23 protein-coding genes are annotated in these 23,926 nt (G+C 66.7%); 12 read left to right on the forward strand and 11 right to left on the reverse strand.

Translation table 11 applies throughout. From position 1 onward, the window contains the following. The first annotated feature begins 7 nt into the window (after positions 1–7). From FHP89_RS13010 to FHP89_RS13040, 7 genes are read left to right on the forward strand one after another with little or no spacing between them, the layout of a single operon-like run. Positions 8–1,345: a PelD GGDEF domain-containing protein gene (locus FHP89_RS13010; RefSeq protein WP_144177489.1), complete on the forward strand. Its 1,338-nt coding sequence runs from the start codon at positions 8–10 to the stop codon at positions 1,343–1,345. After that, the gene (locus tag FHP89_RS13015; protein WP_144177491.1) at positions 1,305–2,297 is read left to right on the forward strand and encodes a hypothetical protein; all 993 of its coding nucleotides are present in this window, start codon (positions 1,305–1,307) and stop codon (positions 2,295–2,297) included. The genes FHP89_RS13010 and FHP89_RS13015 overlap by 41 nt, the downstream gene beginning before the upstream one ends. Next, positions 2,294–3,835 (forward strand): GT4 family glycosyltransferase PelF, encoded by a 1,542-nt coding sequence (gene pelF / locus FHP89_RS13020; protein ID WP_144177498.1) that lies wholly within the window; start codon positions 2,294–2,296, stop codon positions 3,833–3,835. Before FHP89_RS13015 ends, pelF begins: the two co-directional genes overlap by 4 nt. Beyond that, the gene (locus tag FHP89_RS13025; RefSeq protein ID WP_313792183.1) at positions 3,832–4,182 is read left to right on the forward strand and encodes a RidA family protein; all 351 of its coding nucleotides are present in this window, start codon (positions 3,832–3,834) and stop codon (positions 4,180–4,182) included. The genes pelF and FHP89_RS13025 overlap by 4 nt, the downstream gene beginning before the upstream one ends. Positions 4,183–4,191: 9 nt before the next feature. Beyond that, positions 4,192–5,562, forward strand: coding sequence for an exopolysaccharide Pel transporter PelG (pelG, locus tag FHP89_RS13030; RefSeq protein WP_144177508.1), 1,371 nt, complete (start codon positions 4,192–4,194; stop codon positions 5,560–5,562). A gap of 58 nt (positions 5,563–5,620) precedes the next feature. Then, the gene (locus tag FHP89_RS13035; protein WP_144177510.1) at positions 5,621–6,124 is read left to right on the forward strand and encodes a hypothetical protein; all 504 of its coding nucleotides are present in this window, start codon (positions 5,621–5,623) and stop codon (positions 6,122–6,124) included. Continuing rightward, the gene (locus tag FHP89_RS13040; protein ID WP_144177512.1) at positions 6,121–7,467 is read left to right on the forward strand and encodes a pyridoxamine 5'-phosphate oxidase family protein; all 1,347 of its coding nucleotides are present in this window, start codon (positions 6,121–6,123) and stop codon (positions 7,465–7,467) included. Before FHP89_RS13035 ends, FHP89_RS13040 begins: the two co-directional genes overlap by 4 nt. A 31-nt stretch (positions 7,468–7,498) precedes the next feature. Here FHP89_RS13040 and FHP89_RS13045 read toward each other — a convergent pair whose 3' ends face one another. Continuing rightward, on the reverse strand, positions 7,499–7,999 hold the full coding sequence (locus FHP89_RS13045) for a c-type cytochrome (RefSeq protein WP_144177514.1): 501 nt from the start codon (positions 7,997–7,999) through the stop codon (positions 7,499–7,501). A 237-nt stretch (positions 8,000–8,236) separates the two neighbouring features. On the opposite strand from FHP89_RS13045, the gene FHP89_RS13050 reads away from it, so the two are divergent. Further along, positions 8,237–12,127 carry a DUF3683 domain-containing protein gene (locus FHP89_RS13050; RefSeq protein WP_144177516.1) on the forward strand — a complete coding sequence of 1,297 codons (3,891 nt, stop codon included), beginning with the start codon at positions 8,237–8,239 and terminating at the stop codon, positions 12,125–12,127. A gap of 42 nt (positions 12,128–12,169) precedes the next feature. Here FHP89_RS13050 and FHP89_RS13055 read toward each other — a convergent pair whose 3' ends face one another. Continuing rightward, positions 12,170–12,826 carry a hypothetical protein gene (locus tag FHP89_RS13055; protein WP_144177526.1) on the reverse strand — a complete coding sequence of 219 codons (657 nt, stop codon included), beginning with the start codon at positions 12,824–12,826 and terminating at the stop codon, positions 12,170–12,172. 221 nt (positions 12,827–13,047) lie between these two features. Here FHP89_RS13055 and FHP89_RS13060 point away from each other — a divergent pair, with 221 nt between their 5' ends. After that, a complete protein-coding gene (locus FHP89_RS13060; protein WP_144177535.1) occupies positions 13,048–14,181 on the forward strand; it encodes a WD40/YVTN/BNR-like repeat-containing protein in 1,134 nt (377 codons plus the stop codon). Continuing rightward, on the forward strand, positions 14,181–14,438 hold the full coding sequence (locus FHP89_RS13065; protein WP_144177544.1) for a MoaD/ThiS family protein: 258 nt from the start codon (positions 14,181–14,183) through the stop codon (positions 14,436–14,438). Before FHP89_RS13060 ends, FHP89_RS13065 begins: the two co-directional genes overlap by 1 nt. A gap of 10 nt (positions 14,439–14,448) precedes the next feature. Here the strand turns inward: FHP89_RS13065 and FHP89_RS13070 are convergent, their stop codons facing one another. Next, on the reverse strand, positions 14,449–15,687 hold the full coding sequence (locus FHP89_RS13070) for an EAL and HDOD domain-containing protein (RefSeq protein WP_144177546.1): 1,239 nt from the start codon (positions 15,685–15,687) through the stop codon (positions 14,449–14,451). A gap of 367 nt (positions 15,688–16,054) precedes the next feature. On the opposite strand from FHP89_RS13070, the gene FHP89_RS13075 reads away from it, so the two are divergent. Beyond that, positions 16,055–16,456 (forward strand): hypothetical protein, encoded by a 402-nt coding sequence (locus tag FHP89_RS13075; protein WP_144177548.1) that lies wholly within the window; start codon positions 16,055–16,057, stop codon positions 16,454–16,456. 130 nt (positions 16,457–16,586) lie between these two features. Continuing rightward, positions 16,587–17,045, forward strand: a complete 459-nt coding sequence (locus FHP89_RS13080) for a hypothetical protein (protein WP_186300291.1) — start codon at positions 16,587–16,589, stop codon at positions 17,043–17,045. Positions 17,046–17,111: 66 nt separating this feature from the next. Here FHP89_RS13080 and FHP89_RS13085 read toward each other — a convergent pair whose 3' ends face one another. From FHP89_RS13085 to FHP89_RS13125, 8 genes are all read right to left on the reverse strand, one after another. Further along, on the reverse strand, positions 17,112–17,843 hold the full coding sequence (locus FHP89_RS13085) for a DUF6969 family protein (RefSeq protein WP_222105393.1): 732 nt from the start codon (positions 17,841–17,843) through the stop codon (positions 17,112–17,114). A gap of 180 nt (positions 17,844–18,023) precedes the next feature. Next, the gene (locus FHP89_RS21205; RefSeq protein ID WP_260851592.1) at positions 18,024–18,449 is read right to left on the reverse strand and encodes a hypothetical protein; all 426 of its coding nucleotides are present in this window, start codon (positions 18,447–18,449) and stop codon (positions 18,024–18,026) included. A gap of 444 nt (positions 18,450–18,893) precedes the next feature. Next, a complete protein-coding gene (locus tag FHP89_RS13100; protein WP_144177550.1) occupies positions 18,894–19,148 on the reverse strand; it encodes a hypothetical protein in 255 nt (84 codons plus the stop codon). A gap of 132 nt (positions 19,149–19,280) precedes the next feature. Further along, positions 19,281–20,153, reverse strand: a complete 873-nt coding sequence (locus tag FHP89_RS13105) for a hypothetical protein (protein WP_144177552.1) — start codon at positions 20,151–20,153, stop codon at positions 19,281–19,283. A gap of 9 nt (positions 20,154–20,162) precedes the next feature. After that, positions 20,163–21,374 (reverse strand): multidrug effflux MFS transporter, encoded by a 1,212-nt coding sequence (locus FHP89_RS13110; protein ID WP_144177554.1) that lies wholly within the window; start codon positions 21,372–21,374, stop codon positions 20,163–20,165. After that, on the reverse strand, positions 21,364–22,008 hold the full coding sequence (gene maiA, locus FHP89_RS13115) for a maleylacetoacetate isomerase (protein WP_144177556.1): 645 nt from the start codon (positions 22,006–22,008) through the stop codon (positions 21,364–21,366). Before maiA ends, FHP89_RS13110 begins: the two co-directional genes overlap by 11 nt. A 21-nt stretch (positions 22,009–22,029) precedes the next feature. Beyond that, positions 22,030–23,355, reverse strand: coding sequence for a TRAP transporter large permease (locus FHP89_RS13120; RefSeq protein ID WP_144177559.1), 1,326 nt, complete (start codon positions 23,353–23,355; stop codon positions 22,030–22,032). Then, a complete protein-coding gene (locus FHP89_RS13125) occupies positions 23,352–23,894 on the reverse strand; it encodes a TRAP transporter small permease (RefSeq protein ID WP_144177561.1) in 543 nt (180 codons plus the stop codon). Before FHP89_RS13125 ends, FHP89_RS13120 begins: the two co-directional genes overlap by 4 nt. Between the last annotated feature and the right edge of the window lie 32 nt (positions 23,895–23,926).

Consider the following 23,926-nt stretch of genomic DNA (forward strand, 5'->3'; position numbering starts at 1 on the left):
TCGTCGCATGCCCTTTCGTCATTTGCTCGCACCCCGTCAGGTAACAAGCTCCGCACTGGCTGAGACCGTCGTCCTGCCCCTGCTGCTGCTCGCGCTGGCCTGGTGGCTCAACCCGACCGACCCGCTGTTTGCCTGGGCCAGCTTCCCCTGGCCAATCCTCGGCCCGCTGCTGCTGGCGCTTCGCTACGGCCCAATGATGGGTGTGATCGGCAGCATCGTGCTGCTCGGCGGCTGGCTCGGCCTGACCGGCACCGGCAAGGTCAGCGCGGCCACCCCGCAGCTGTATTTTCTGGGCACCCTGGTGCTGGTGATGGTCTGCGGCGAGTTCGCCTCGATCTGGCGCAGCCGCGTGCGTCGCGCCGAAACCCATGCCCGCTACGTGCAGGAGCGGCTCGACCACCTGACCCGCCAGCACTACCTGCTGCGCGTCTCTCACGACCGCCTGGAGCAGGACTTGATCAGCCGGCCGGTGTCGATGCGCGACGCGCTCACCGGCCTGCGCGAGTTGCTCGGCACCGACACCGCCGGCCCCCTGCCCGGCGCCGAGGCGCTGCTCAAGCTGCTGGCCCAGTTCTGCCAGATCGAACGCGCCGCGCTGTATCCGCCCGATACCACCGACACCCCGGCCGGCCAGCTCGGCGCGCCCTTTGCCTTTGCGCCCAAAGACCCGCTGGTGCTGGCCGCTGCCACCGAGATCGGCCTGTGCCATGTCGCCAGCGACGCGCTACCCGAACACCACGGCAGCCAGTATCTGGTGGTCAGCCGCCTGCGCGATCTGCGCGGCACGGACCACGGCGTGCTGGTGGTCGAGTCGATGCCCTTTTTCGCGCTGAACGAAGACAGCTTGCAGATCATCAATCTGCTGGTCGGCTACTACGCCGACAGCCTCGCCAGCCGCGACATCGTCCGTCCGGTGCTCGCCGTGGCGCCGGCCTGCCCAACCGAGTTTGCCCTTGAATTGCAGCGCATGTGGCATGTCACCCGCGACAGCGGCCTGCCCAGCGCCCTGGTGGTGCTGACCTACCGAAGCCGCCCGGTGCTCGACGACCTGCCCCTGCAATGGCACCGCCTGCAACGCACGCTGGATGTCATCTGGCACACCCACGAGGACGACCGCCACGCCTTGCTGGTGCTCATGCCACTGGCCGGCCCGGCGGCCATCGAAGGCTATCTCGACCGCATCGACGCCTGGCTCACCCAGCACCTGGGCGCACCGCCGGGCGAATTCGGCATCGCCTTGCACGCCTATCGGCTCGACGCCACACCGGCCACCGAGTTGCTGTCCACCCTGCTTGAGGATTGCCATGTTCGCCCTGCTCAGCGGCCTGTCAGCACTGCTGCTTGAAGCGCTGGCGCTGTGGCTGCTCGGCACCGCCGACAGCCGCACGCACCCGCTGGCCGTGGTCTTGCTGCCGCACCTGGCCGCCAGCGCACTGCTCGCGCTGAGCGCGCTGGCCCTCATGCCCGCGCTCACCGCCCGCTCGCGACGCGCCAGCGGACTGCTGATGTTCGCCCTGTCGGCCTTCATCCCCGGTCTGGGCTTCGCCGGCATCATGGCCGGCTTGTGGATCGGCCGCTACCGCCTGGCCGCCCGCCGGCCGCGCGGCCTGCGCACGCTTGAATTGCCCGCACTCGACCCGCATCAACGCGAACGCAGCGGCTTTCACCAGACCGGCGCGGGCGGTTTTTTGCGCAATCCGCGCGCCCCCACGCCGCAGCGCCTCAAAGCGCTGGTCGCGCTCCAGCATGTGCCCGGCCGCGTCGCCAGCCCGCTGCTGCGCGACCTGCTCGGCGATGACAGCGAAGACCTGCGCCTGCTCGCCTACGGCATGCTCGACCGCAAGGAGAAAACGCTCAACGCCCAGATCCAGGCCGAACGCCAGCGCCTCGCCAGCGCGCGCAGTGCCATCACGCTGGCGCTCGCCCACACCCGGCTGGCCGGCCTGTATTGGGAATTGATCTACCAGCAACTGGCGCAGGGCGACCTGCGCACCCATGCCGCCGAGTCCGGGCTGCATCATGCCCGCGAGGCGCTCGCCCTGCGGCCGAACGGCGCGGGCCTCTACCTGCGCTGTGGGCAATGTCTGCTGGCGCTAGGCAACACGACAGAGGCCGAGGTGGCCTTCGAGGCGGCGCGCGCGGCCGGCCTGCCCGACCACCGCGTCCTGCCCCATCTGGCAGAGCTGGCCTTCTTGCGACGCGACTTTGCCGCAGTCCGGCGCCTGCTCGCACCGCTGGCCAGTTGGCGCGGCATGATGGGCGTGCAGAAAGTCGCGCAATTCTGGAGCCCACGATGAACGCCTTCCCCACCGCCGCCGACGCCGATGTGGCGTTGCTGCTCGAAGGCACCTACCCGTTTGTGTCGGGCGGGGTGTCCTCGTGGATGCATCAGATCCTGCTGGCCCACCCCGATGTGCGCTTTGCGCTGGTGTTTCTCGGCAGCCGCCGCGAAGACTACCCGGCCATGCGCTACGAACTGCCGGCCAATGTGGTACATCTGGAAACCCATTTCCTTCACGACAGCCTGTCCGACGCGCCCGACACCCCGCGCGCCCGCAGCGGCAACGCCGCCGCCTTTGCCGACATCGACGCCCTGCACATGGCCTTTCGCAGCGGCCAGGCCGTGTCGCCCAAGCTGATGCACGCCGCCTGCGCCCACATCAAGCCGGGCGGCGCCATCCCCGAGCACGATTTCCGCCACGCCGAAGCGGCCTGGCAGCGCATTACCGAGCACTACCGCAAGCACTGCTCCGACCCCAGCTTTGTCGACTATTTCTGGTCGGTGCGCATCATGCACCAGCCGCTGTGGCAACTCGCGCGCATTGCCGACGCACTGATCCCGGTGCGGGCCTACCACAGCATCTCGACCGGCTATGCCGGCTTTCTCGGCGCGCTGCTGGCGCAGGCCACCGGGCGCCCGCTGATCCTCACCGAGCACGGCATCTACACCAAGGAACGCAAGATCGACTTGTTTCAGAGCGAGTGGATCCACGACAACCGCAACGCCTTTCAGCGCGATCCGACCGAGCTGTCCTACTTCCGCCAGCTGTGGATCCGCTTCTTCGAGTGGATGGGCCGGCTGAGCTATGACGCCGCCGACCCGATCATCTCGCTGTACGAAACCAATCGCCGCCGGCAGATCGCCGATGGCGCCACCGCCGAGCGCACGCAGGTGATTCCCAACGGCGTGTCGATCGGCCGACTGGCGCCGCTGCGCGCCCAACGCGTCGACGAGATCCCGCCCGTGCTGTGCCTGATCGGCCGGGTGGTGCCGATCAAGGACGTGAAGAACTTCATCCGCGCCATGCGCACCGTCATCACCCGCCTGCCCACGGCCGAAGCCTGGATTGCCGGCCCGCTGGACGAAGACCCGGCCTATGTGGCCGAGTGTCGCCACCTGATCGACAGCCTCGACCTGGGTGACAAAGTGCGCCTGCTCGGCATGCAACGCATCGACGCGCTGCTGCCGAAGATCGGCCTGGTGGTACTCAGCTCCATCTCCGAAGCCCTGCCGCTGGTGGTGCTCGAAGGCTTTGCTGCCGGCGTACCCTGCATCAGCACCGATGTCGGCTCCTGCCGGCAGCTGATCGAAGGCGGTGACGCCGAGGACCGCGCCTTTGGCAGCGCCGGTGCGGTGGTCGGCATCGCCGATCCGCAAGCCCTGGCCAACGCCGCGCTCGAGCTGCTCGGCCACCCCGAGCGCTGGCGCGCCGCCCGCGACGCCGGTATCCGCCGCGTCGAAGCGCGCTACAGTGACGCCCTGATGTTCCAGCGCTACCGCGACGTCTACGATCGCGCGCTAGCCCCCTCACTCGCCAAGGAGCGCCAATCATGAGCCTGACCCGTTACGGCACCACCACCCGCTACTCCGACATCGTGGTGCACAACCAGACCCTGTACACCGTCGAAGTGCCCGCCAGCATCGACACCAACATCGAAACCCAGACCAGCGAAATCCTCGGCAGCATCGACCGCCTGCTGGCCCAGGCCGGCAGCGACAAGTCGCGCATCCTGATGGCCACCATCTATCTGGTCGACATGGACGACTACACCGGCATGAACGCCGTGTGGGACGCCTGGCTGGCCCAAGGCACCGCGCCCTGCCGCGCCTGCGTTCAGGTGGCCGGCCTGGCACAGGCCGGCTGGCGTATCGAGATCGCGCTAACCGCCGCGGTGGACTGAGGGGAATTCGTGGCCGGCATCGGTTTCGAGCTGCGCAAGCTCTTGCGCAAGGACAGCCTGCTCGGGCTGGTGCAGGCCTATGCCTATGCCGGAGTGATCGGTTCGGGGCCGTGGGTGCTGTCGATTGTCGGCATCCTGGTCATCGGCCTGCTCAGCGCATCACTGGGCGCGTCCAGCCATGGCGTCACGCAGTTTCAGGTGTCGGTCACCTGGCTGATCGCCAGCTCGCTGATTCTCACCGGCGGCGTGCAGCTGGCCTTTACGCGCTATGTGTCCGACCGCCTGTTCGAGCACAAGCACGACACCGTGCTGCCCAATCTGCACGGCGTGCTGTGTCTGGTGCTGGTGGCTGCCGGCACGCTGGCCACCGTGCTGGCCTTTACCGCCTTTGCCGGTGAGAGCGTGCTCTACCGGCTGCTGATGATTGCCGGTTTCACGCAGCTGTGTGTCATCTGGGTGCTGACCATTTTCCTGTCCGGCCTCAAGCGCTATCGCGCCATTCTGGCAATGTACGCGCTCGGCTACGGCATCACCGTCGGCGCCGCGCTGCTGGCGCGCAACTGGGCGCTCGAAGGCTTGCTCGCCGGCTTCGTGCTCGGTCACTTTGCGCTGCTATGCGGCATGTGGTGGCTGACGGTGCGCAGCTTCAGCGCCACCGAAGCGGTGCGCTTCGACTTTCTTCAGCCCCAACACCGCTACCCCAGCCTGCTGATCATCGGCGTGCTCTACAACCTCGCGGTGTGGGCCGACAAGCTGGTGTTCTGGCTCTACCCCGACACCTCGGCCGCCATCATCGGCCCGCTGCGCGCCTCGGTCATTTACGACCTGCCGGTGTTCATGGCCTACCTGTTCATCATCCCCGGCATGGCGGTGTTTCTGGTGCGCATCGAGACCGACTTCGTGGACTACCACGAGCGTTTCTACAATGCGGTGCGCGAAGGCGGCAGCCTGGAGACCATCGAATCCATGCGCGACGAGATGGTGCTCGCCATCCGCCAGGGCTTCGCCGAAATCGGCAAGATCCAGACCCTCGCCCTGCTCGCCGCCATCATCGTCGGCCCCACGGTGCTCGCCGCGCTGGGCATCTCGGCGCTTTACCTGCCGCTGTTCCACATCCAGACGCTCGGCGCCAGCCTGCAGGTCGGCCTGCTGGCGCTGCTCAATGTGTTCTTCTACCTCGACCAGCGCGCGCTGGTGCTGCGCCTGTGTGCGCTGCTGTGCGTCAGCAACCTCGCCCTCACCACGCTGTCGCTCCAGCTCGGCGCTGCCTTCTATGGCTACGGCTACGCCGCCGCCGTGCTGCTGACCCTGCTCTACGGCCTGTTCGCGCTCGACCGCAAACTGCACCGGCTGGAGTACGAAACCTTCATGCTGCGTTAGCCACGCACGCGGGCCACGGCTTGGAGTAAATTAGTCCATCGGACCTCAAGGCGCCGACATGACTTCACCGACCGTGCTCACCCCCGCGCTGGCCGATTTCGTGACCAGCCACCTGTCGATCCATCTCGCCGCCAGCGACGATCGGGGCATTGCCACGCTGGTGCGCGGCCTGGGCTGCCGGCGCGACCCGGCCGCCACCAACCGCCTGCGCCTGCTGATCGCCGCCCCGCAGGCCGAACCGGTGCTGCGCGCCCTGACCACCAACGGCCGGATCGCCGTGGTGTTCAGCGAGCCGGAAAGCCACCGCACCGTCCAGCTCAAGGGGCGTGACGCCCACCGGGTCGAGCGCGACCCCGACGATACCGCGCTGCTGGCGCCCTACATCAACACCCTGGTCGCCCGCCTCGCCACCGTCGGCACCCCCGAAGCCTTCGTGCGCGCCCTGCTGCATTGCCCCACCGAGGCGCTTTGCATTGTCCGATTCACACCGGATGAGGTCTTCGGCCAGACTCCCGGCCCCCAGGCCGGGCAGCGTCTGGCCACCGGCAGCGCCCTGCCATGAATCCGGAGCTGAGCCTCGACACCCTGCGCAGTTGCCTCGAGGGCATCCTGCCGGCCGGGCTGGCCACCTGTGCACCCGACGGCACGCCCAACGTCACCTATGTCTCGCAACTGATGTATGTCGACCCGGAGCATGTCGCGCTGTCCTTCCAGTTCTTCAACAAGACCCGCGAAAACATTCTCGCCAATCCGCACGCCACGGTGCTGATGATGGACCCGGACACCGCCGCCCGCTACCGGCTGAGCATCCGCTACCTGCGCACCGAAACCGCCGGCCCGCTGTTCGAACGCATGAAGGCCACGCTCGCCGGCATCGCCTCGCACACCGGCATGACCGGGGTGTTCCGGCTGCGTGGCGCCGATATTTACCGGGTACTGGCGATCGAGGCCGTGCCCGGCCACAGCCTGCCACCGCCGGTCGCTCGCGCGCCACTGCTGCCGGCACTGCGCCGCAGTGTCGACGCCTTGTCGGCGTGCCGCAGCCTGGAGCACCTGATCGACACGCTGACGATGCGCCTTGAACGACACTTCGGCATTGACCATCAAATGCTGCTGATGGCCGACGACGCCGCCCAGCGCCTCTACATCATGGCCAGCCGGGGCTATGCCAGCTCCGGGGCCGGCGCCGAAGTGCGCTACGGGGTGGGCGTGATCGGCGTCGCGGCACGTGAGCAAACCCCTATCCGCATCATCTTTCCGGCCGCCGAATATGCCTACAGCCGCGCCATCCGTGAGCAACTCGAAGGCGGCGAACTTGCCGGCCAGCTCGAAGCGGGCATCCCCCTGCCCGGCCTGCCCGAGCCGTCCAGCCAGCTCGCCGTGCCGGTGCGCGCAGGCGACCGCCTGATAGCGGTGCTGTATGTCGAAAGTGCCCAGCAATGCCGGTTCGACTACGACATGGAAGATGCGCTGGTCGCCCTGTGCGCCATGCTCGGCCCCTGCATGTGCGCGCTGCAAGGCGATGCCCTCGAAGACGACAGCCCCGCCGCCGCCCACGATCACCCCGCGCCGGATGCCACCGCCGAACCGCTGCGGGTGCATTACTTCGGCCGCGACGGCAGCGTCTTTCTGGACGACCACTACCTGATCAAGGGCGTTGCCGGCAGCATTCTGCGGGCCCTGCTCGAAGACCACCTCGCGCAGGGTCGCAGCGAGTTCTCGAAACGCGAAATGCGCCTCGACCCCCGGCTGCGCCTGCCCGAGGTGGTCGACAACCTCGACGCCCGGCTCATCCTGCTCAGCCGGCGGCTGGCTGACCGCAGCACCGAGGTGCGCATCGAAAAGGCCGGCCGGGGTCGCATCCGACTGGTGCTCACCCGACCGGTGGTCCTGATCACCGACTGATGCTGAGCACCCACACCGCGCCCGGCATCGATCAACGCGTCCGTGCCCCGAGCACCACCTGGGTGGGCGGCTGCGGAACGAACACGAAGTGCGGCGTCGGAATCGGCGCGCCCGGCGGTAGCGCCGCCGGCGCCGCCTCACCCGCGGGGCCCAGCGCGCGCAGATAGGCATAGATCGCGTTCAGATCGCCATCGGTCATGGTCTTCAACGCAGCCCAGGGCATGGGCGGCAAACCGCCGGCGCGGGCCCGCGTGCGCCATTCGCGCTCGCTCAGGGTGCTGACCGACAGGCGCAGATTGGCCGGATAGCTCACCCCCCAGGGACCACTGAAGCCGACGCCCAGACCGGTCAGCCGGGCCGCTTCGGGCACCGCCTCACCCGCCTCGGCAAAGCCGGCGGTATGACAGCCATTGCAATCGGCCACCGCGACCAGGTAGCGCCCGCGGGCGACCGGGTCGCGCGCCTCGGCCGCCTGCACTGACACGCTGGCGCCGAGCAGCGCGGCCAGGATCATTTTTTGGAACCGTTTCATTGCCCACTCCGATGAATGAATCGAGCCTCCAGCGTATGGGCCGCCGGCGCGCCTCGCCCTTAAGAGTTGCTTCAGCAAATCCTCAAAAAATACTAAGTGCGGAATTCGCCCGATGCGGGCAGATAAACGCCGAAAATCAAAGCCTTGTTGGGCTCAGGGTTTTTCATTGGGGCTGCATGGTGCACCGCAGTTCGATAGAATGCATCGTTTCCCCCAACGCAACCGCAAGACACGCCGATGACCCAGCGCCTGCGAGAGATCCCCTATAACTACACCTCGTTCTCCGACCGCGAGATCGTGATCCGCCTGCTCGGCGAAGAGAGCTGGCAGGTGCTTGACGCCTTGCGCAGCGAGCGGGTGACCGGCCGCTCGGCGCGCATGCTCTACGAGGTGCTCGGCGACATCTGGGTGGTGCAGCGCAACCCCTACCTGATGGACGACCTGCTCGGCAACCGCGACCGGCGCGGCGCCCTGGTCGGGGCCCTGCGTCACCGCCTGAACGAGATCGACAAGCGACGCCTCGATTCGCAGTCCGAAGACCAGGACCGCAGCGAGAAGGTCGAACTGCTGGTGCGCGCGGCACGCGAGGCGGTCGCCCGCTTTGAAGTGCAGTTCGAAGAAACCATCGATCTGCGTCGCCAGGCCACCCGGGTGCTGACGCGTCACACCCGCAAGGACAACATCTGCTTCGACGGCCATGCGCGCGTCTCGCATGTGACCGACGCCACCGACTGGCGGGTCGAGTACCCCTTCGTGGTGCTGTATCCCGACACCGAGGCCGAGATCGGCCCGCTGGTGCGCGACTGTATCGAGCTCGGTCTGACCATCATCCCGCGCGGGGGTGGCACCGGCTACACCGGCGGCGCCGTGCCGCTGGATGCGCGCTCGGTGGTCATCAACACTGAAAAGCTGATCGACATCGGCAAGGTTGAAGAGACCGTGCTGCCGGGCCTCGACGGCCCGATGGCCGAGCCCTACGCCACCATCCGCACCAGCGCCGGCGTGGTCACCGCCCGCGTGGCCGAAGCGGCCTCGGCCGCCGGCCGGGTGTTTGCGGTGGACCCGACCTCGGCCAGCGCCTCGTGCATCGGCGGCAACGTGGCCATGAACGCCGGTGGCAAGAAGGCCGTGCTGTGGGGCACGGCGCTCGACAACCTGGCGTGGTGGAAGATGGTCACGCCCGACGGCAACTGGCTGGAGGTCGAGCGCCTCAACCACAATTTCGGCAAGATCCACGAGCAGGACACCGTGCACTTCCGCCTCAAGCGCTTCGACGCCTCGGGCACCAAGTCGCTGGGCGAAGAGCTGCTATCCATGCCCGGCGCGGCCTGTCGCAAGGACGGCCTGGGCAAGGACGTCACCGACAAGTTTCTCGGTGGCGTGCCGGGCGTGCAGAAGGAAGGCACCGACGGCATCATCGTCGCGGCGCGCTGGGTGCTGCACAAGATGCCGCCGGTCACGCGCACGGTGTGTCTGGAATTCTTCGGCCAGGTGCGCGAAGCCGTGCCCGCCATTGTCGAAATCACCGACTACTTCAAACCGGGCGGCGAAGGCCACGCCCTGGGCGTGCAGCTGGCCGGCCTGGAGCACCTCGACGAGCGCTATGTGAAGGCCGTCGGCTACACCACCAAGGCCAAGCGCCACGGCCGGCCCAAGATGGTGCTGGTCGGCGACATCGTCGGTCTGGACGAAAAAGCCGTGATGACGGCCACCTCGGCCGTGGTCCGCATGACCAATGCGCGCGGCTCGGAGGGCTTCATCGCCGTCAGCGACGAGCAGCGCAAGAAGTTCTGGCTCGACCGCTCGCGCACCGCCGCCATCTCGCGCCACACCAACGCCTTCAAGATCAACGAAGACGTGGTCATCCCGCTGCCGCGCATGGGCGACTACTGCGATCACATCGAACGCATCAACATCGAGCTGTCGACCCGCAGCAAGCTGGAATTGTGCGACGCGCTGACCGAGGCGCTGTCGGGCGAGCTGCCGCTGCACACCCAGGACGCCGACATCGACGCCGCCGAGATCATCGGCGACCGCCGCCAAGCCGCGCTCGACTATGTCACCCGCATCCGCGCGCGCTGGCAGTGGCTGCTCGACAACCTCGACACCCCGCTGGCCGAGGCCGAAACCCGCTTTGCCGAGTTCGGCATCACCGCCGGCGAACTGACCAACACCGCCGCCAACCCGGTGCTCTTCCACCGCCTGCAGGACTACTCGGTGCGCACCTCGTGGAAGACCGAGCTGCGCGCGCGCCTGATCAAGATTTTTGAAGGCGACGTGTTCCGCCCGGTACGCGAGAAGGTCGACGCCACCCACGCCCAGGTGCTGCGCGGCCGGCTGTTCGTGGCCCTGCACATGCACGCCGGTGACGGCAACGTGCACACCAACATCCCGGTCAACTCCGACAACTACGCCATGCTGCAGACCGCCAACGAGACGGTGGACCGCATCATGGCCATCGCCCGCGCGCTCGACGGCGTGATCTCCGGCGAGCACGGCATCGGCATCACCAAGCTGGACTTCCTCACCGACGAGGAAATGGCCAACTACTGGACCTACAAGCAGAAGGTCGACCCCGAAGGCCGCTTCAACCGCGGCAAGCTGCAGCGCGGCGCCAACCTCGACCGCGCCTACACCCCCAGCTTCGGGCTGATGGGCCACGAATCGCTGATCATGGAACAGACCGAGATCGGCGAGATCGCCCACGACATCAAGGACTGCCTGCGCTGCGGCAAGTGCAAGCCGGTGTGCTCCACGCATGTGCCGCGCGCCAACCTGATGTATTCGCCGCGCAACAAGATCCTGTCCACCTCGCTGCTGGTCGAAGCCTTCCTGTATGAGGAGCAGACCCGCCGCGGCGTGTCGCTGGCGCACTGGGCCGAGTTCGAAGACGTGGCCGATCACTGCACCATCTGCCACAAGTGCAAGAACCCCTGCCCGGTCGACATCGACTTCGGCGATGTGTCGGTCAAGATGCGCAACCTGCTGCGCAACCAGGGCAAGAAGTCCTTCAACCCCGGCAAGGCGGCGGCCATGGCCTTCCTCACCGTCAAGGACCCGGCCACCATCAAGCTGATGCGCAAGGGCATGATCGAGTGGGGCTACAAGGCGCAGCGCTGGGCGCACAAGACCGCCAAGTCGCTCGGCCTGATCCAGGCCCAGGTCAAGCAGCCGCCGGCCACGCTGCGCAAGGCGCCGATCAAGGCGCAGGTGATCCACTTCATCAACAAGCCGATGCCGGGCAACCTGCCCAAGCGCACCAGCCGCGCCTTGATGGACATCGAGGACGACAAGGTCATCCCCGTCATCCGCAATCCGCAGATCAAGGCCGATCAGTCCGAGGCGGTGTTCTACTTCCCCGGCTGCGGCTCCGAGCGCCTGTTCAGCCAGGTCGGCCTCGCCACCCAGGCCATGCTCTATCACGTCGGCGCCACCACCGTGCTGCCGCCGGGCTATTTGTGCTGTGGCTATCCGCAGACCGCGGCGGGTGAGGAAGACAAGGGCCAGAAGATCACCACCGACAACCGGGTGCTCTTCCACCGCGTCGCCAACACGCTCAACTACCTCGACATCAAGACCGTGGTGGTGTCCTGCGGCACCTGCATGGATCAGTTGATGAAGTACCAGTTCGACAAGATCTTCCCGGGCTGCCGCCTCATCGACATCCATGAATACCTGATGGAAAAAGGCGTCAAGCTCGAAGGCATCACCGGCCAGAAATACATGTACCACGAGCCCTGCCACACCCCGATGAAGATCCATTCGGGTATCAAGGTAGCCAACGAACTGATGGGCACGCGGGTCGATCTCAACGACCGCTGCTGCGGCGAGTCGGGCACCCTGGCCGTGGCCCGGCCGGACATCTCCACCCAGGTGCGCTTCCGCAAACAGGAAGAAATGGAACAGGGCGCCGCGGCGCTGCGCGAAGGCGACGCCAGCACACCGGTGAAGATCCTCACCTCCTGCCCCAGCTGCCTGCAAGGCCTGACGCGCTACGCCAACGACGGCGGCGGCATCGAGGCCGACTACATCGTGGTCGAGATCGCCAAGCACCTGCTCGGCGACAACTGGCTGCCCGAGTATGTCGACCGCGCCAACCATGGCGGCATCGAGCGGGTGCTGCTGTAAGTGGTGGCTGATCGCAGCCGGGCGAGCCCTGCCCGGCTGCGATCAGGAGTGAATCAGCTTGCCGAGCAGCCAGCGCAACATCTGCGCGCGGGTGGCTCCGGGCTCGCTCGCGCCCTGAACAAAGCTCCCGCCCATTTCTTCGATCTGCCGGTCGCTCATCCAATACACGGTGTTCCACTGCAAGGGATTGAGATCCGGATCGCGGTTATAGAACACCGAGCCCTGCGCGAGCTGCCAGCCCTCGAGACGCTGATCGCCCGTCGGTAGAATCTGGCGCCCGGTCGGCCGACCATAGCGCTCGATCAAGCGTTTCTCCATGCCGGCATGCCACCACCACGGCACATCCACCTTCATGCTCGCCAGCTTGCCGTCGCGCAAGAAAAAAGCGACAAAGTGCGCGCCGTAGCCATCGAAGCGCTTCGCGTAGTTGTAGCAGACCCGATCGCCCAGGTTCTGGATGTCGGCCGGCGCCGACTGGCAACGCAATTCCAGTTCGGGGAATCGGCGCAGCACCCCGGCCTCGGTCAAGCGACCGGACAGCGTATTCAGGTCGAGCGAGAACGACGCCGTGCCCCGGCGCCAGCTCGCCACGTTGTCCAGAAACAGGTTCTTGTTCACCAGCAGGAACACCGAAATGCCCAGCAGAACCAGCAAGACCAGCAACCGAACACCGCCGGACGCGTTTGATGTCGCTGCCATTGCGACCTCCCCAAAAAGCCGAAAATATACCTCAGGCATTTGCATGAATGCCACATGGATTTATGCAGCTCGCCTTCCGCCCCCCGCCCCGGAATCGTATTTGACGCCGACGCGCAGCCACCTATTCTGAAATTCGGGCCCGGCGTGCTGTCGAAAAACCCCGAGCACCAACGACTAAGGGATGAGGCCAGCACGTCGCCACACCGGACAAGGAGATCTTCATGGCAAGCGCGCACCCCGTTCTACTCGTGGCCACCCGCAAGGGCGCGTGGCTGCTGCACGGCGACACCGGTCGCCAGCACTGGCGCCTCGACGGCCCGCACTTTCTTGGCCAGATCATTAACCACCTGGTGCTCGATCCGCGCAACGGGCGAACCCTGCTCGCCGCAGTGTCCACCGGACACCTCGGCCCGACCCTGTTCCGCTCCGCCGACCTGGGCGCAAGCTGGCAGGAAGCCGCCCGGCCACCGGCCTTTGCCACCACGGCTGACGGCAGCGGGCGCAGCGTCAAGCACACCTTCTGGCTCGAACCCGGCCCGGCCAGCGAGCCCGAGGTGTGGTACGCCGGCACCTCGCCGCAGGGGCTGTTCCGCTCCGCGGACGGCGGCGACACCTGGGCGCCGTTTTCCTGCCTCAATGACGATCCGACGTTCCGCGAGTGGATGGGCACCGAACAGGACGGCACGCCGGACGGCCCCAAGCTGCATTCGATCCAGATCGACCCGCGCGACCCGCAACACCTCTACATCGCCATGTCGGGCGGCGGCGTGCACGAATCCACCGACGGCGGGCGCAGTTTCACGCCGCTGCTCGATGGTCTCGCCGTGGTCGAAGGCTTCGACCGCAACACGCCGACCTTCCACGATCCGCACTGCGTGCGCCTGTGCCCCACGCTGCCCGACCGGCTCTACCAGCAGAACCATTGCGGCATCTACCGGCTCGACCGCCCCGCCACCACCTGGCAGCGCATCGGCGACAACATGCCGGCCGAGGTCGGCGATATCGGCTTTCCGCTGGTGCTGCATCCGCGCGACCCGGACACGCTGTGGGTCTTCCCCATGAATGGCGACACCGTGTGGCCACGCACCAGCCCGGACGGCAAGCCCGCGGCCTATCGCAGCCGCAATGGTGGCGCGAGCTGGCAACGGCAAGATCACGGTCTGCCTGCTGAGCAAGCGTGGTGGACGGTCAAACGCCAGGCGATGTGCGCCGATACCGAAGCCACGCTGGGGCTCTATGTCGGCACCACCAGTGGCGAGCTGTGGGCCAGCCGCGATGAGGGCGACAGCTGGCAGTGTCTGGCCCGGCATCTGCCCGAGATCTACGCCCTCAGCATCGGCTATCCGCAAACCTGATGCGCGTGCTGATCCCCTCCCCGCTGCATGACTACACCCACGCGCCGCGGGTCGACGCGAATGGCGACACGCTGGGCGCGCTGCTGGACGACCTGGATCGCCAGTTTCCGGGCATCCGCTTTCGCATGGTGGACGAGCAGGGGCAGATCCGGCGCCACATGCGCTGTTTCATTGGCGGCGTGCAGATTTTCTCGCTGGCGCACGCCCTCGATGGCGCCGACGAAGTGCTCTTCGTTCAGGCGCTCAGTGGCGGCTGAGCGACAACGCTCACTTGCCGTTTTCGAGCACCCAGTCGAAAGCCTGCAGATGCAGGCGGCCGGCGTCTTCCGGGGTCAGCCCGATCCGCTCGCAGGCGGCATGGATGGCGGCGGTGTCGCCGCTGTCCCAGGCGCGGGCCAGCACCAGATACGGGCCGTAGGGGTTGTCAGCCTCGGTGCCGGCCAGGGCCGCGCGAATGGTGTCGCTCATCGGCAGGGTGTCGAGCACGCGGGTGGCCGGCACCTGCAAGACGGTGTCGAGCAGCGACAGCATGCCGAGCACAAACAGCTCGTCACGCTGCGGCACGCTCAGGCTGGCGCCGAGCAACTCCATGAAGCGCGCACGCACCAGCGTGGCCTCGCCGCGCACTTCAGACAAGGTGCCCTTGGGCGCACCAGCGAGCAACAAGAGCATCAACCACCGGTACAGTGGGCGACGCCCGAGCATGAGCATGGCCTGTTCGATGGAGCTGATCGGATTGACCAGCCCCCAGGCCGCGGCATTCACATAGCGCAGCAAGCGGTAGGACAAAGCCACGTCCTGCTTGAGCACGCCGGCCATTTCGCGAATCTCGGCCCCCTGGCGCAACTTGCTGAGCAAGGAGGCCACACGCAGTCCGTTCGGCGAGAAGCGACCGCCAAGATTGGGCGCCCGTTCGCTCACGAAGGGACCCGTGATGGCGGCACAGCCGAGCCGATGGGGCAGCGCCAGATCATCAACGGTGGGCACATCGAGCGCACACCACGGCACGCCGGGGTAGGTGGTTTTCAGGCCGGCCACGAACTGCTCCATGCCATCGACCGACTGCCCCCCCAGGCTGATGGCGAAACCGCTCGCCTGCGGCGCCAGCGACGCCAGCCAGGGCGCGCTGTCGCAGGCCAGCAGCCAGACCCGGAAGCCCGCCGCACGCAACTGGGTGACGGCGGCGATGCACGCGTCGGAGGCGGGTTCGCCGCGCGCGTCGGAATCCAGAATCAGATGAACGCCATCGCCGCCGAGCGTCGCCAGCGCGACCGGATCGAGGGCGTCAGCATCCAGACGCAGGAAAATCTGGCGGTGGCTGCGCCAGGCAGGCGAAATGGTGGCGACATGGCTGACCAGCATCGCGTCCAGAAACTGCCTGACCCGCGCGCCGCCGCGCACACGCAAGCTGGCCGCCTCGGACAAGAAAAAGCGATAGCCCAGCGGCTGCGACTTGTCGCCCACCACGGCTTCCCACACCAGCACGCCAGCGGTCTGCGCAGACATCCCCGGCGGGACATCCACCGATGGCACGGGCCGCGCGTCAACAACCGCCGCCGGACCAGCCTTCTCTTCGGACGCCGCGACCTGCGGTTTTGCCGCCTCATCCGCCGCGCCCAGCAATCGACTTAACCAACCCACGGTGTCCCTTCCCTCAGTGATCGACGTGGTGACCACATGCTTTACGGCCACGCGGGAAAAAAATTGAGAACGGCCCTGTCGCCAGACCGACCGTCGGGCGCGGACTCGTCATAGCTTGTGTCATGCCCTATCCGGGTCCAGCCGGGCGCGCTACTGTCAGAGCATGAAGTGCGCGCAAGGCGAACCTCGATCGAATAAAGTACCGCCCCCGGCGCGCACGCCAGGAGCACACATGGGTTTTACGCTTTCCCTGTCAGCGTGCGGCCACTTTGTCCTTTGCCGGGTCAGCGAAGACGTGACACTGGGTCTGATCCGCCAGGCAACGCTCGACGCCACCGCGTTTGGCGATGCCCACGGCACGCAAGGGTTTCTGTTCGATGCACGCGGCACGCGCAATGTCGAATCGATCTTCCGCAACTACCAGTTCGCGCACGAAGAATTGCCGACGCTGGGGGTCAACCGTGCGGCCAGCTTCGCCGTTCTGATCGACCCGGACGACCGCTCGCAGGATTTTCTCGAGACCACCGTCCGAAACGCCGGCTTCGACATGCGCCTGTTCACCGACCCCGACAAAGCGGCGCAGTGGCTCGTGCTACGCCAGCCAGGCGCCACGCGCATGGGCAATGGCGTCTGACGCGTCATTGTTTTTGAGCGCCGACCGTAAGCATTGCCCCCTCAGCCGGGTCTATCTCCCTGACAGCGCCCTGAACGGACGCCCCAACACCCCGGCAGCCCCGCCTGCCCGATGTCCAGGAGACCCCGTCATGAAACACTTCCGCCTTCCCCTCACCGCGGCCCTGTTGGCGCTCGGCATGGGCACCGCCCAAGCGGCCGCAGAACCCACCGTGATCCACTTGAACCAGGTCGGCTGCCAGTTTCTGGAAAGCGAGCACGACATCAATCGCGGCTACACCCCCATGACCGCCGACGATTGCCGCAAGATCAACGCCGACACCGGCGACAAGCGCCTGGCCGAGGCCAAGGTGCTGAACCTCAAACCCGGCCGCTACGTCTTCCGGGTCAGCAACCAGAACGTGCCTTACGAGCTCGGCTTCTGGCTGCGCGGCGACGGGCTGGCTGCCCGCGCGCTGCTGCCCAGCGTGTCGGGCGGTGGCCTGGTGACCGGCAAGACGCAGGACTACGAGATCGAGCTCAAGGCCGGCGAATATGTCTATTCCTGCCCGCTGAACCCCACCCCCGACTACAAGCTGGTGGTGCGTTAAGTGCCTCGGCCACACGCAAAAACGGGCCGTCGATCGGCCCGTTTTACATGATTTGCGAGCGCAAGCTCAGCGCAGAGACTCGGTCAGCGCCGCGGCAAAGGTGTCGACCGCGATCGGCAGGTAGCCGATCACATCAATATTGCGATCTTCGTAGACATCGTCGCCCGGCCGGTCGCGCTGGCAATCGGACATGACCGCGTCTCGATGGCGCAACAAGCCCTCGATCTGCGGCCCGTACAAGCGCAGCAAGGCCGTCAGCCAGCGATTGGTCGGCCACGAGGGGAAGGCGTGATCGATCTCGAAGTGTTGCAGGATGGCGACGGCGTCGTCGGCGGCATACCAGGACTCGTCGGTCACCCAGCGGTTGGTGGTGAACAAGCCTGACGGATAGCCCCAGCCATCCATCGACACCGCGATCAGATGGCAGATGGCGTCGTCGCCCGTCGGACGCGGCTCACTGGCATGCGGCACCGCCAACGGCACTCGGCCGTCCGGCACGCCACCGGCGCGCACAAAGGTATGGAAATGGCCATGCTCGGCGTCGACGCCGCGATGGGCGTGATAGTAATACTGACCATGGGTGTCGCGGTCATACACATCCTCGGCCGGATAGTGCGCCAGCTCGACGAACTCGCCCCCGCCCCGCAGCACCTCGCCCACCACATTCAGACCGCCCTTGCGCAAGACCCGATAGCACTCATCAATGTCACGCGCGGCCGCCTGCATCTGCATGCGCCGGGCACGCGGAATGCCCGCCAGATCCGGCAGGTAATCATCCAGTCGAAGCGTAGAAGACATGGCGGCCCCTCCTCGGGCAAGCGTGCAGACAAGGCACCGGATCGCATCGCGCCAGCGCGCAGCCTCAATCCCGCCGCATGGTGCAAGCGGCTGGCACCACAAACCACGGGCGCCCTCAGGCGCCCATTTTTCAGTTCGCCGTCATGCCGACAATAGCGGCCACGGCGGGCGGGAGCAAGCTCAGTAGGCTTTGCAGGGGTTCTTCGCAGCGCACGGATTACGAGCAGCGCACGGGTTTTTCGCCGCGCAGGGGTTGCGGGCGGCGCACGGGTTGGCGGCGCACGGACTCTTTGCAGCGCAGGGATTGGGCTTGTAGCCCTTTTGCACCACGTTCACGTAGGCCACCAGATCGGCCAGCTCGCGCGACTTCCAGCCCAGCGGCTGCGCCGCCATCGGGCGCACCATGCACAGCTGCACCATCTCATCGAGGTGGATCTGCGTCATGCCGTAGTTGTCCATGGCCATCTGCACAGGGTGCGGATAGGGCTGGGCAAAGCTGGCCTTATAGGCGGCGCCACCGGTATGGCAGCTATTGCACGACAAGCCATTGGTAGACAGCTGGGTGTCCTTGAAGACCGCTTCACCACGCGTGGCATCGCCCTTCATCGGGACATAACCGGCCGGACGCGTGATCGCCTTCGCGGCGCAAGGGTTGGGGGCTTTGGCGGCCGCACACGGATTAGCGGCACACGGGTGCTTTGCCGCACAGGGGTTACGAGCGGCGCAGGGGTTTTTTGCGGCGCAGGGATTCTTGGTCGACCAGGCTTTGCGGTCACGGGCACTGCATGGACGGCACGGCGCGGCGGCCAAAGCGGCGCCACCCGCAGTCATCAAGCCCGTCGCCAGCATGGCCGCGACCAGGGTATGGGGTGTTGATACCTGAGCCATGAGTCTCTCCCGTTCTCTGTGGGGATGGTTCATTCGACGCCGCTTACGCCGGCATGGCCAACAGGCACCGAACAAGAACGAACTTGCCCCGGCGTGTTCGTGCGCCAGGGCAAGCGGCGAGGCCCGCCGAGCCGATCATGACGACCTTGGCGGGCGGCCTCATTACATCTTCTTGGCTGCGCAGGGGTTTTTCGCCGCGCAAGGATTCTTGGCAGCACACGGATTCTTCGCCGCGCAGGGGTTTTTCGCCGCGCAAGGATTGGCGGCGCAGGGGTTCTTTTTGGCAGCGCACGGATGCTGAGCCGAGCAGGCGCCTTTCTTCGGTGCGCAGGTGGCGTAGGCCATGCTGCCCGCGGCCATCAGACCAGCGGCGACAAAGGCGGTGGCGAGCTTGCGAGCGGTCGGGTTCTTGGTCATGGGAATCTCCAGGTCTCAAAATGGTGGTGTGCGGTTTGTGTGTGCCGCTTTCGCCCACTGCGAAAGCAGCGGACTCACCTGACAGACCGCCGCTTTTTCCGATTCCTTACACACGACCCGGCATTTCTTGTTCTAGCGCAAGAAATGCAGGACCACTACCTGACCATCGTCCAAGGGCATCCGCCAGCGATCCGGGCCATCCGGCACCAGATTGCCCCCGATGCGCCCGGGCAAGTCGACACTCGCCAGCGTCTGCCACTCGCCGGCCCAGCGCAGCACTCGCATGCGCCGCTGCGCCTGATCCGGCACCAGCAGCGCATCGCGATCACCCACGCGCAGCACCTGCCCGAGCCCCAGCGCTGTGCTGCCGATACGGTGCGTGCTGACATCGCCGGTGCGGGCAAACGGAACCAGCCGGGGCGGCGCCACCCGGTAGAGCGTCAGGATGCCGCCAAGGTGCGGGGTGAGCACGGCGGCCAGATCGACGTGGCCGTCACCATCGAAATCACCGACGCCGACGGGATTGAGCCAGCGGTTGGGCTGGCCGATGAACTCGCTGCTGGCGTGGCGCACCACGGCGCCGGCATCCACCCGCCAGACGCTCAGCGCGGCCCCGCGGTCGGCATCGCTCTCGACCACCACCACGGCGTCGTCGCCCTCGCCCAGTGCCATCAAGCGCGGTACGAGGTCTTCGAAGACGCGGGTCTCAGCCAGTGTCGCAATGTAGACCTGGCCGTCGACCGTTTCGATGCGCAACTGCCCGGCCTCCAGCGCATCGCCCAGCACGGCATGGCCGTAGCGGTCGGTCGGCGCGGCCAGCCAGGCGGCGCGAATCGGTCCGCGCCCGAGCGCAACGGTGCTGTGTGGCAACTGATCGGGGCGCGTGGCGGCGGTCACCGGGGCCACGGCTTTCGCTGGCGCAAGCCTCAGCTCAAACGCGCCAGCCGGCGCCAGGCAGCTCAGGCAGACCAGGCCCAACAGCAGATGCAACGCACGACGACGCATGAGGCCTCCTCAGGCGCGTCGGCTGGCCGGGCGCACCCACAATAGATAACTGAGCAGCGATCCGCCCATGCCAGCCGAGATGGCCGCCGCCATGGGCACGGTGGAATCGGTGAAGCTGTGACCGACAAAGATACCAAAGGCCGCGGCCAGCGCCATTTGTGAGAAGCCCATCAGCGAGGCCGCGGCACCGGCCATGGTCGGCCAGGGCGCCAGCGCGATGGCCGTGGCGTTGGGCATGATGAAGCCGATACCGCAGGTCACCAGCCACATCGGCACCATCACCGCCGCCGGGTGTTGCCAGCCAACCAGCGCCATGAGCAGCATCACCACGCCGCCGGCGCTGCCGACCCCCACCCCGGCGGTCAGGATCACATCCGGCCCGTGACGCGAGGCCAGGCGGCCGGACGACATGGTGCCGGTGATGAAGCCCGACACCATCAAGCCGAAGGCCAGGCCCATGGTCTGCGGGCTGAAGCCGAACAGGTTGATGAACACGAAGGGCGCGCCGGAGATGAAGGCGAACATCCCGGCATAGGCCAGACCATTGCACATCAGCACGCCGCGGTAGGTGGTGTCGCGTAGCAAGGTGGCGTAGTTGGCGAGGATGCGGCGCGGCTGGATGGCGGTGGGATCGGGGTGCCGGTTGCTCTCGGCGAGCAGGCGCCAGGTTGCGGCGGTCTGCAAGGCTGAGTAAATGATCAGGAACACGAAAGTAGCCCGCCAGCTGAAGGCCACCGACAGCCAGCCGCCGAACACCGGCCCGAGCAGCGGCGCCAGCGCCATGGCCGCCGAAATGTAGGACAGCATTCGCGCCGAGTCTTTCGGGCCGTAGAGATCGCGCACCACCGTGCGACCCAGCACCGGCCCGGCGCAGGCGCCAATGGCCTGCACGAAACGGGCGACGATCAGCGTCTCGATATTGGGTGCCAGCGCGCAGGCAATGCTGGCGACAAGAAAGATGACCAGCCCCGTCAGCATCAGCGGGCGCCGGCCGAAGCGATCCGACAGCGGCCCGTAGAACAGTTGGCCGATGGCAAAGCCACCGAGAAAGATCGACAAGGTGAGCTGGGTGCCGGCCACATCGGTGCCCAGCGCCGCCGTCATGGCCGGCAGCGATGGCAGGTAGAAGTCGGTCGACAGCGGCCCCAGCGCCACCAGCGTGGTCAGCAGGACGGCGATACCCAGGCCGGGCGCCGCCTGTGAGTCGGGCTTACTCGGCATCCGCCTGGGCGCCGGGCGACGCTGCCTGGAAGGCCGGCAAGCCCTCGCAGGCCTCGACAATGCGCATCACTGTCGGCACATGGTCAAGCCGGCTGTTGAAGCGCCGCGCGTTATACACCTGCGGCACCAGGCAGCAATCGGCCAGGCCCGGGGTGTCGCCATGGCAGAACACACCGGTGTCGGGGTGCTCGGCCAGCATGGCCTCGACCGCCGCCAGCCCGGTATCGACCCAGTGCCGATACCACTGCATCTTCTGGTCTTCACTCAGGCCCATTTCTCCGGTCAGGTATTGCAACACCCGCAGATTATTGATCGGGTGAATATCGCAGGCAATCGCTTGCGCAATCGCCCGCACCCGGGCCCGCGCGATCAGATTGCCCGGCAGCAAGGCCGGTTGCGGGCGGAGTTCTTCGAGGTACTCGATGATCGCCAGCGACTGGGTCAGCGTGGCGCCGCGGTCTTCGAGCGTGGGCACCAGTTCGGCGGGATTCACCGCCCGGTAGGCGTCCGAATGCTGCTCGCCGCCATCGCGTGCCAGATGCACCGCCGCCGCGTCCCAGGGCAGGCCCTTGAGATTGAGCGCGATGCGGACGCGGTAGGCCGCCGAGGAGCGAAAATAAGTGTAGAGCTTCATGTCAGTCTCCTGTGCCGGCCATCAGCCGCCTAACAGATGCACCAGCCACAGCGCCACGCCCGGGAAGAAGGCGATCAGCACGATGCGCAGCAGGTCCGAGGCGAGGAAGGGCAGCACGCCACGGAAGGTTTCCTTCATCGGCACATCTTTGGCGAGCGAGTTGATGATGAACACGTTCATGCCCACCGGCGGCGTGATCAGTCCGATCTCGACCACCATCAAGGCCAGAATGCCAAACCAGATCGCCTTGTCGCTATAACCCAGCCCCCAGTAGTCCAGCCCCATGATGATGGGCAGGAAGACCGGAATGGTCAGCAGGATCATCGACAGGCTGTCCATCACGCAGCCGAGCAGCAGATAGACCAGGATCATGGCAAACAACACCACCATCGGCGGGTAGCCGCTGGCCAGCACCCATTCGGCGATCGCCACCGGCATCTGCGACAGCGCCAGGAAGGCGTTGAGCACATCGGCGCCGAGCAGGATCAGGAAGATCATGGCGGTTGCTTCGGCCGCACCGAGCACCGCCGCCATGAATTCGCGCCAGCGCATCTCGCGCGAGGCCACGGCCAGCGCGGTGGTGGCAAAAGTGCCGACCGCCGCCGCTTCGGTGGGGGTGAAGATACCGCCGTAGATGCCGCCGATCACGGTGATGAACACCGCCAGAATCGGCCACACCCGGCCGACTGCGTGCAGGCGCTGCCGCCACGGCAGGGGCGCCGAGGCCGGACCGCTGCCCGGCACGAAGCGGGCGTACAGCGTCACCACCAGCATGTAGCCGAACATGGCGATCAGGCCGGGGATGAGCGCGGCCATGAACAGCGCGGCGACGTTCTGCTCGGCCAGAATGGCGTAGATCACCAGCACCACGGAGGGTGGAATCAGGATGCCCAGCGTGCCGCCGGCGGCCAGCGCACCGGTGGCCAGCGACGGCGAGTAATTGCAGCGGCGCAGCTCGGGCAATGCCACCTGCCCCATGGTGGCCGCGGTGGCAAGCGAGGAGCCGCAGATCGCGCCAAAGCCGGCGCAGGCGCCAATCGCGCTCATCGCCACACCGCCGGGGTAGTGGCCGAGGAAGGCGTTGGTGGCTTCAAACAGCCGACGCGACAGGCCGCCCTTGGCAGCGACGTTGCCCATCAGCAAGAACAGCGGCACCACTGACAGGTCATACACCGAGAAACGACCGTAAGCGAGGTGCTTGAAGTAATTCATCAGCGGGTCCCAGCCGGACACCAGGGTGTAGCCGATGGAGCCGCCGAGCAGCATGGCCATGCCGATGTGCACGCGGAAGGCGAGCAGCACCAGGGTGAAGGCGCCGATGGCGAAGCCGATTTCAACGGAGCTCATTCCATGCCCCCTTCGCTGTGCAGCGTGCCTTGCCAAGCGGTGTAGGCGGCAGTCAGCCCGAGCAGGAAGAAGCCGGGGCCGAGCGTGGTGTAGGACCACCACAGCGGCCAGCCGAGCAACATGGTGGTCTCGCCGGTCTCGTACGCTTCCCACGCGCCGACGAAGCTGCGCCAGGAGATGACGAAGGCCAGCACCATGAGCAGCACCGCGGCAATGCGGTCGAGCACGCCGCGCACGGCGGGCGAGGCGGTGTGGGTGAAGAAGTCGACGATCACGTGGGCGTTCTTCATCTGCGCCCAGGGCAGGAAGGCCGCCACGGCCAGCGCGCAACCCATCTGCACCAACTCGACATCGCCGAGCACCGGCTCGTCGGTCAGCCAGCGGCCGACCACGCTATACACCGACACGCCGCAGATCGCGAACAGGGTGAGGCTGCCGCCGATGGCGGAGAGCATCGACCAGTTGTAGAGAAAACGTCCGATCGGGTCGCGCGGACGCGGGTCCGGCATGTCGCCGGACCGGGGGATTGCTTCAGCCATGGGGAACTCTCTTGGTCAGAGGCGCGCCCGCA

The sequence above is a fragment of the Denitromonas ohlonensis genome (assembly GCF_007625205.1).
GTDB lineage: Bacteria > Pseudomonadota > Gammaproteobacteria > Burkholderiales > Rhodocyclaceae > Nitrogeniibacter > Nitrogeniibacter ohlonensis.

Excerpts from the sequence above, each read along its gene's own strand:
- FHP89_RS13100 (WP_144177550.1), bottom strand. The coding sequence starts at position 19,148 with ATGACCAAGAACCCGACCGCTCGCAAGCTCGCCACCGCCTTTGTCGCC.
- FHP89_RS13105 (WP_144177552.1), bottom strand. The coding sequence starts at position 20,153 with ATGCGTCGTCGTGCGTTGCATCTGCTGTTGGGCCTGGTCTGCCTGAGC.
- FHP89_RS13010 (WP_144177489.1), top strand. The coding sequence starts at position 8 with ATGCCCTTTCGTCATTTGCTCGCACCCCGTCAGGTAACAAGCTCCGCA.
- maiA (WP_144177556.1), bottom strand. The coding sequence starts at position 22,008 with ATGAAGCTCTACACTTATTTTCGCTCCTCGGCGGCCTACCGCGTCCGC.
- FHP89_RS13045 (WP_144177514.1), bottom strand. The coding sequence starts at position 7,999 with ATGAAACGGTTCCAAAAAATGATCCTGGCCGCGCTGCTCGGCGCCAGC.
- FHP89_RS13080 (WP_186300291.1), top strand. The coding sequence starts at position 16,587 with ATGAAACACTTCCGCCTTCCCCTCACCGCGGCCCTGTTGGCGCTCGGC.
- FHP89_RS13015 (WP_144177491.1), top strand. The coding sequence starts at position 1,305 with ATGTTCGCCCTGCTCAGCGGCCTGTCAGCACTGCTGCTTGAAGCGCTG.
- FHP89_RS21205 (WP_260851592.1), bottom strand. The coding sequence starts at position 18,449 with ATGAAGGGCGATGCCACGCGTGGTGAAGCGGTCTTCAAGGACACCCAG.
- FHP89_RS13070 (WP_144177546.1), bottom strand. The coding sequence starts at position 15,687 with ATGTCTGCGCAGACCGCTGGCGTGCTGGTGTGGGAAGCCGTGGTGGGC.
- FHP89_RS13125 (WP_144177561.1), bottom strand. The coding sequence starts at position 23,894 with ATGGCTGAAGCAATCCCCCGGTCCGGCGACATGCCGGACCCGCGTCCG.
- FHP89_RS13065 (WP_144177544.1), top strand. The coding sequence starts at position 14,181 with ATGCGCGTGCTGATCCCCTCCCCGCTGCATGACTACACCCACGCGCCG.
- FHP89_RS13055 (WP_144177526.1), bottom strand. The coding sequence starts at position 12,826 with ATGGCAGCGACATCAAACGCGTCCGGCGGTGTTCGGTTGCTGGTCTTG.
- FHP89_RS13040 (WP_144177512.1), top strand. The coding sequence starts at position 6,121 with ATGAATCCGGAGCTGAGCCTCGACACCCTGCGCAGTTGCCTCGAGGGC.
- FHP89_RS13025 (WP_313792183.1), top strand. The coding sequence starts at position 3,832 with ATGAGCCTGACCCGTTACGGCACCACCACCCGCTACTCCGACATCGTG.
- FHP89_RS13075 (WP_144177548.1), top strand. The coding sequence starts at position 16,055 with ATGGGTTTTACGCTTTCCCTGTCAGCGTGCGGCCACTTTGTCCTTTGC.
- pelF (WP_144177498.1), top strand. The coding sequence starts at position 2,294 with ATGAACGCCTTCCCCACCGCCGCCGACGCCGATGTGGCGTTGCTGCTC.
- FHP89_RS13120 (WP_144177559.1), bottom strand. The coding sequence starts at position 23,355 with ATGAGCTCCGTTGAAATCGGCTTCGCCATCGGCGCCTTCACCCTGGTG.
- FHP89_RS13050 (WP_144177516.1), top strand. The coding sequence starts at position 8,237 with ATGACCCAGCGCCTGCGAGAGATCCCCTATAACTACACCTCGTTCTCC.
- FHP89_RS13035 (WP_144177510.1), top strand. The coding sequence starts at position 5,621 with ATGACTTCACCGACCGTGCTCACCCCCGCGCTGGCCGATTTCGTGACC.
- FHP89_RS13085 (WP_222105393.1), bottom strand. The coding sequence starts at position 17,843 with ATGTCTTCTACGCTTCGACTGGATGATTACCTGCCGGATCTGGCGGGC.
- FHP89_RS13060 (WP_144177535.1), top strand. The coding sequence starts at position 13,048 with ATGGCAAGCGCGCACCCCGTTCTACTCGTGGCCACCCGCAAGGGCGCG.
- FHP89_RS13110 (WP_144177554.1), bottom strand. The coding sequence starts at position 21,374 with ATGCCGAGTAAGCCCGACTCACAGGCGGCGCCCGGCCTGGGTATCGCC.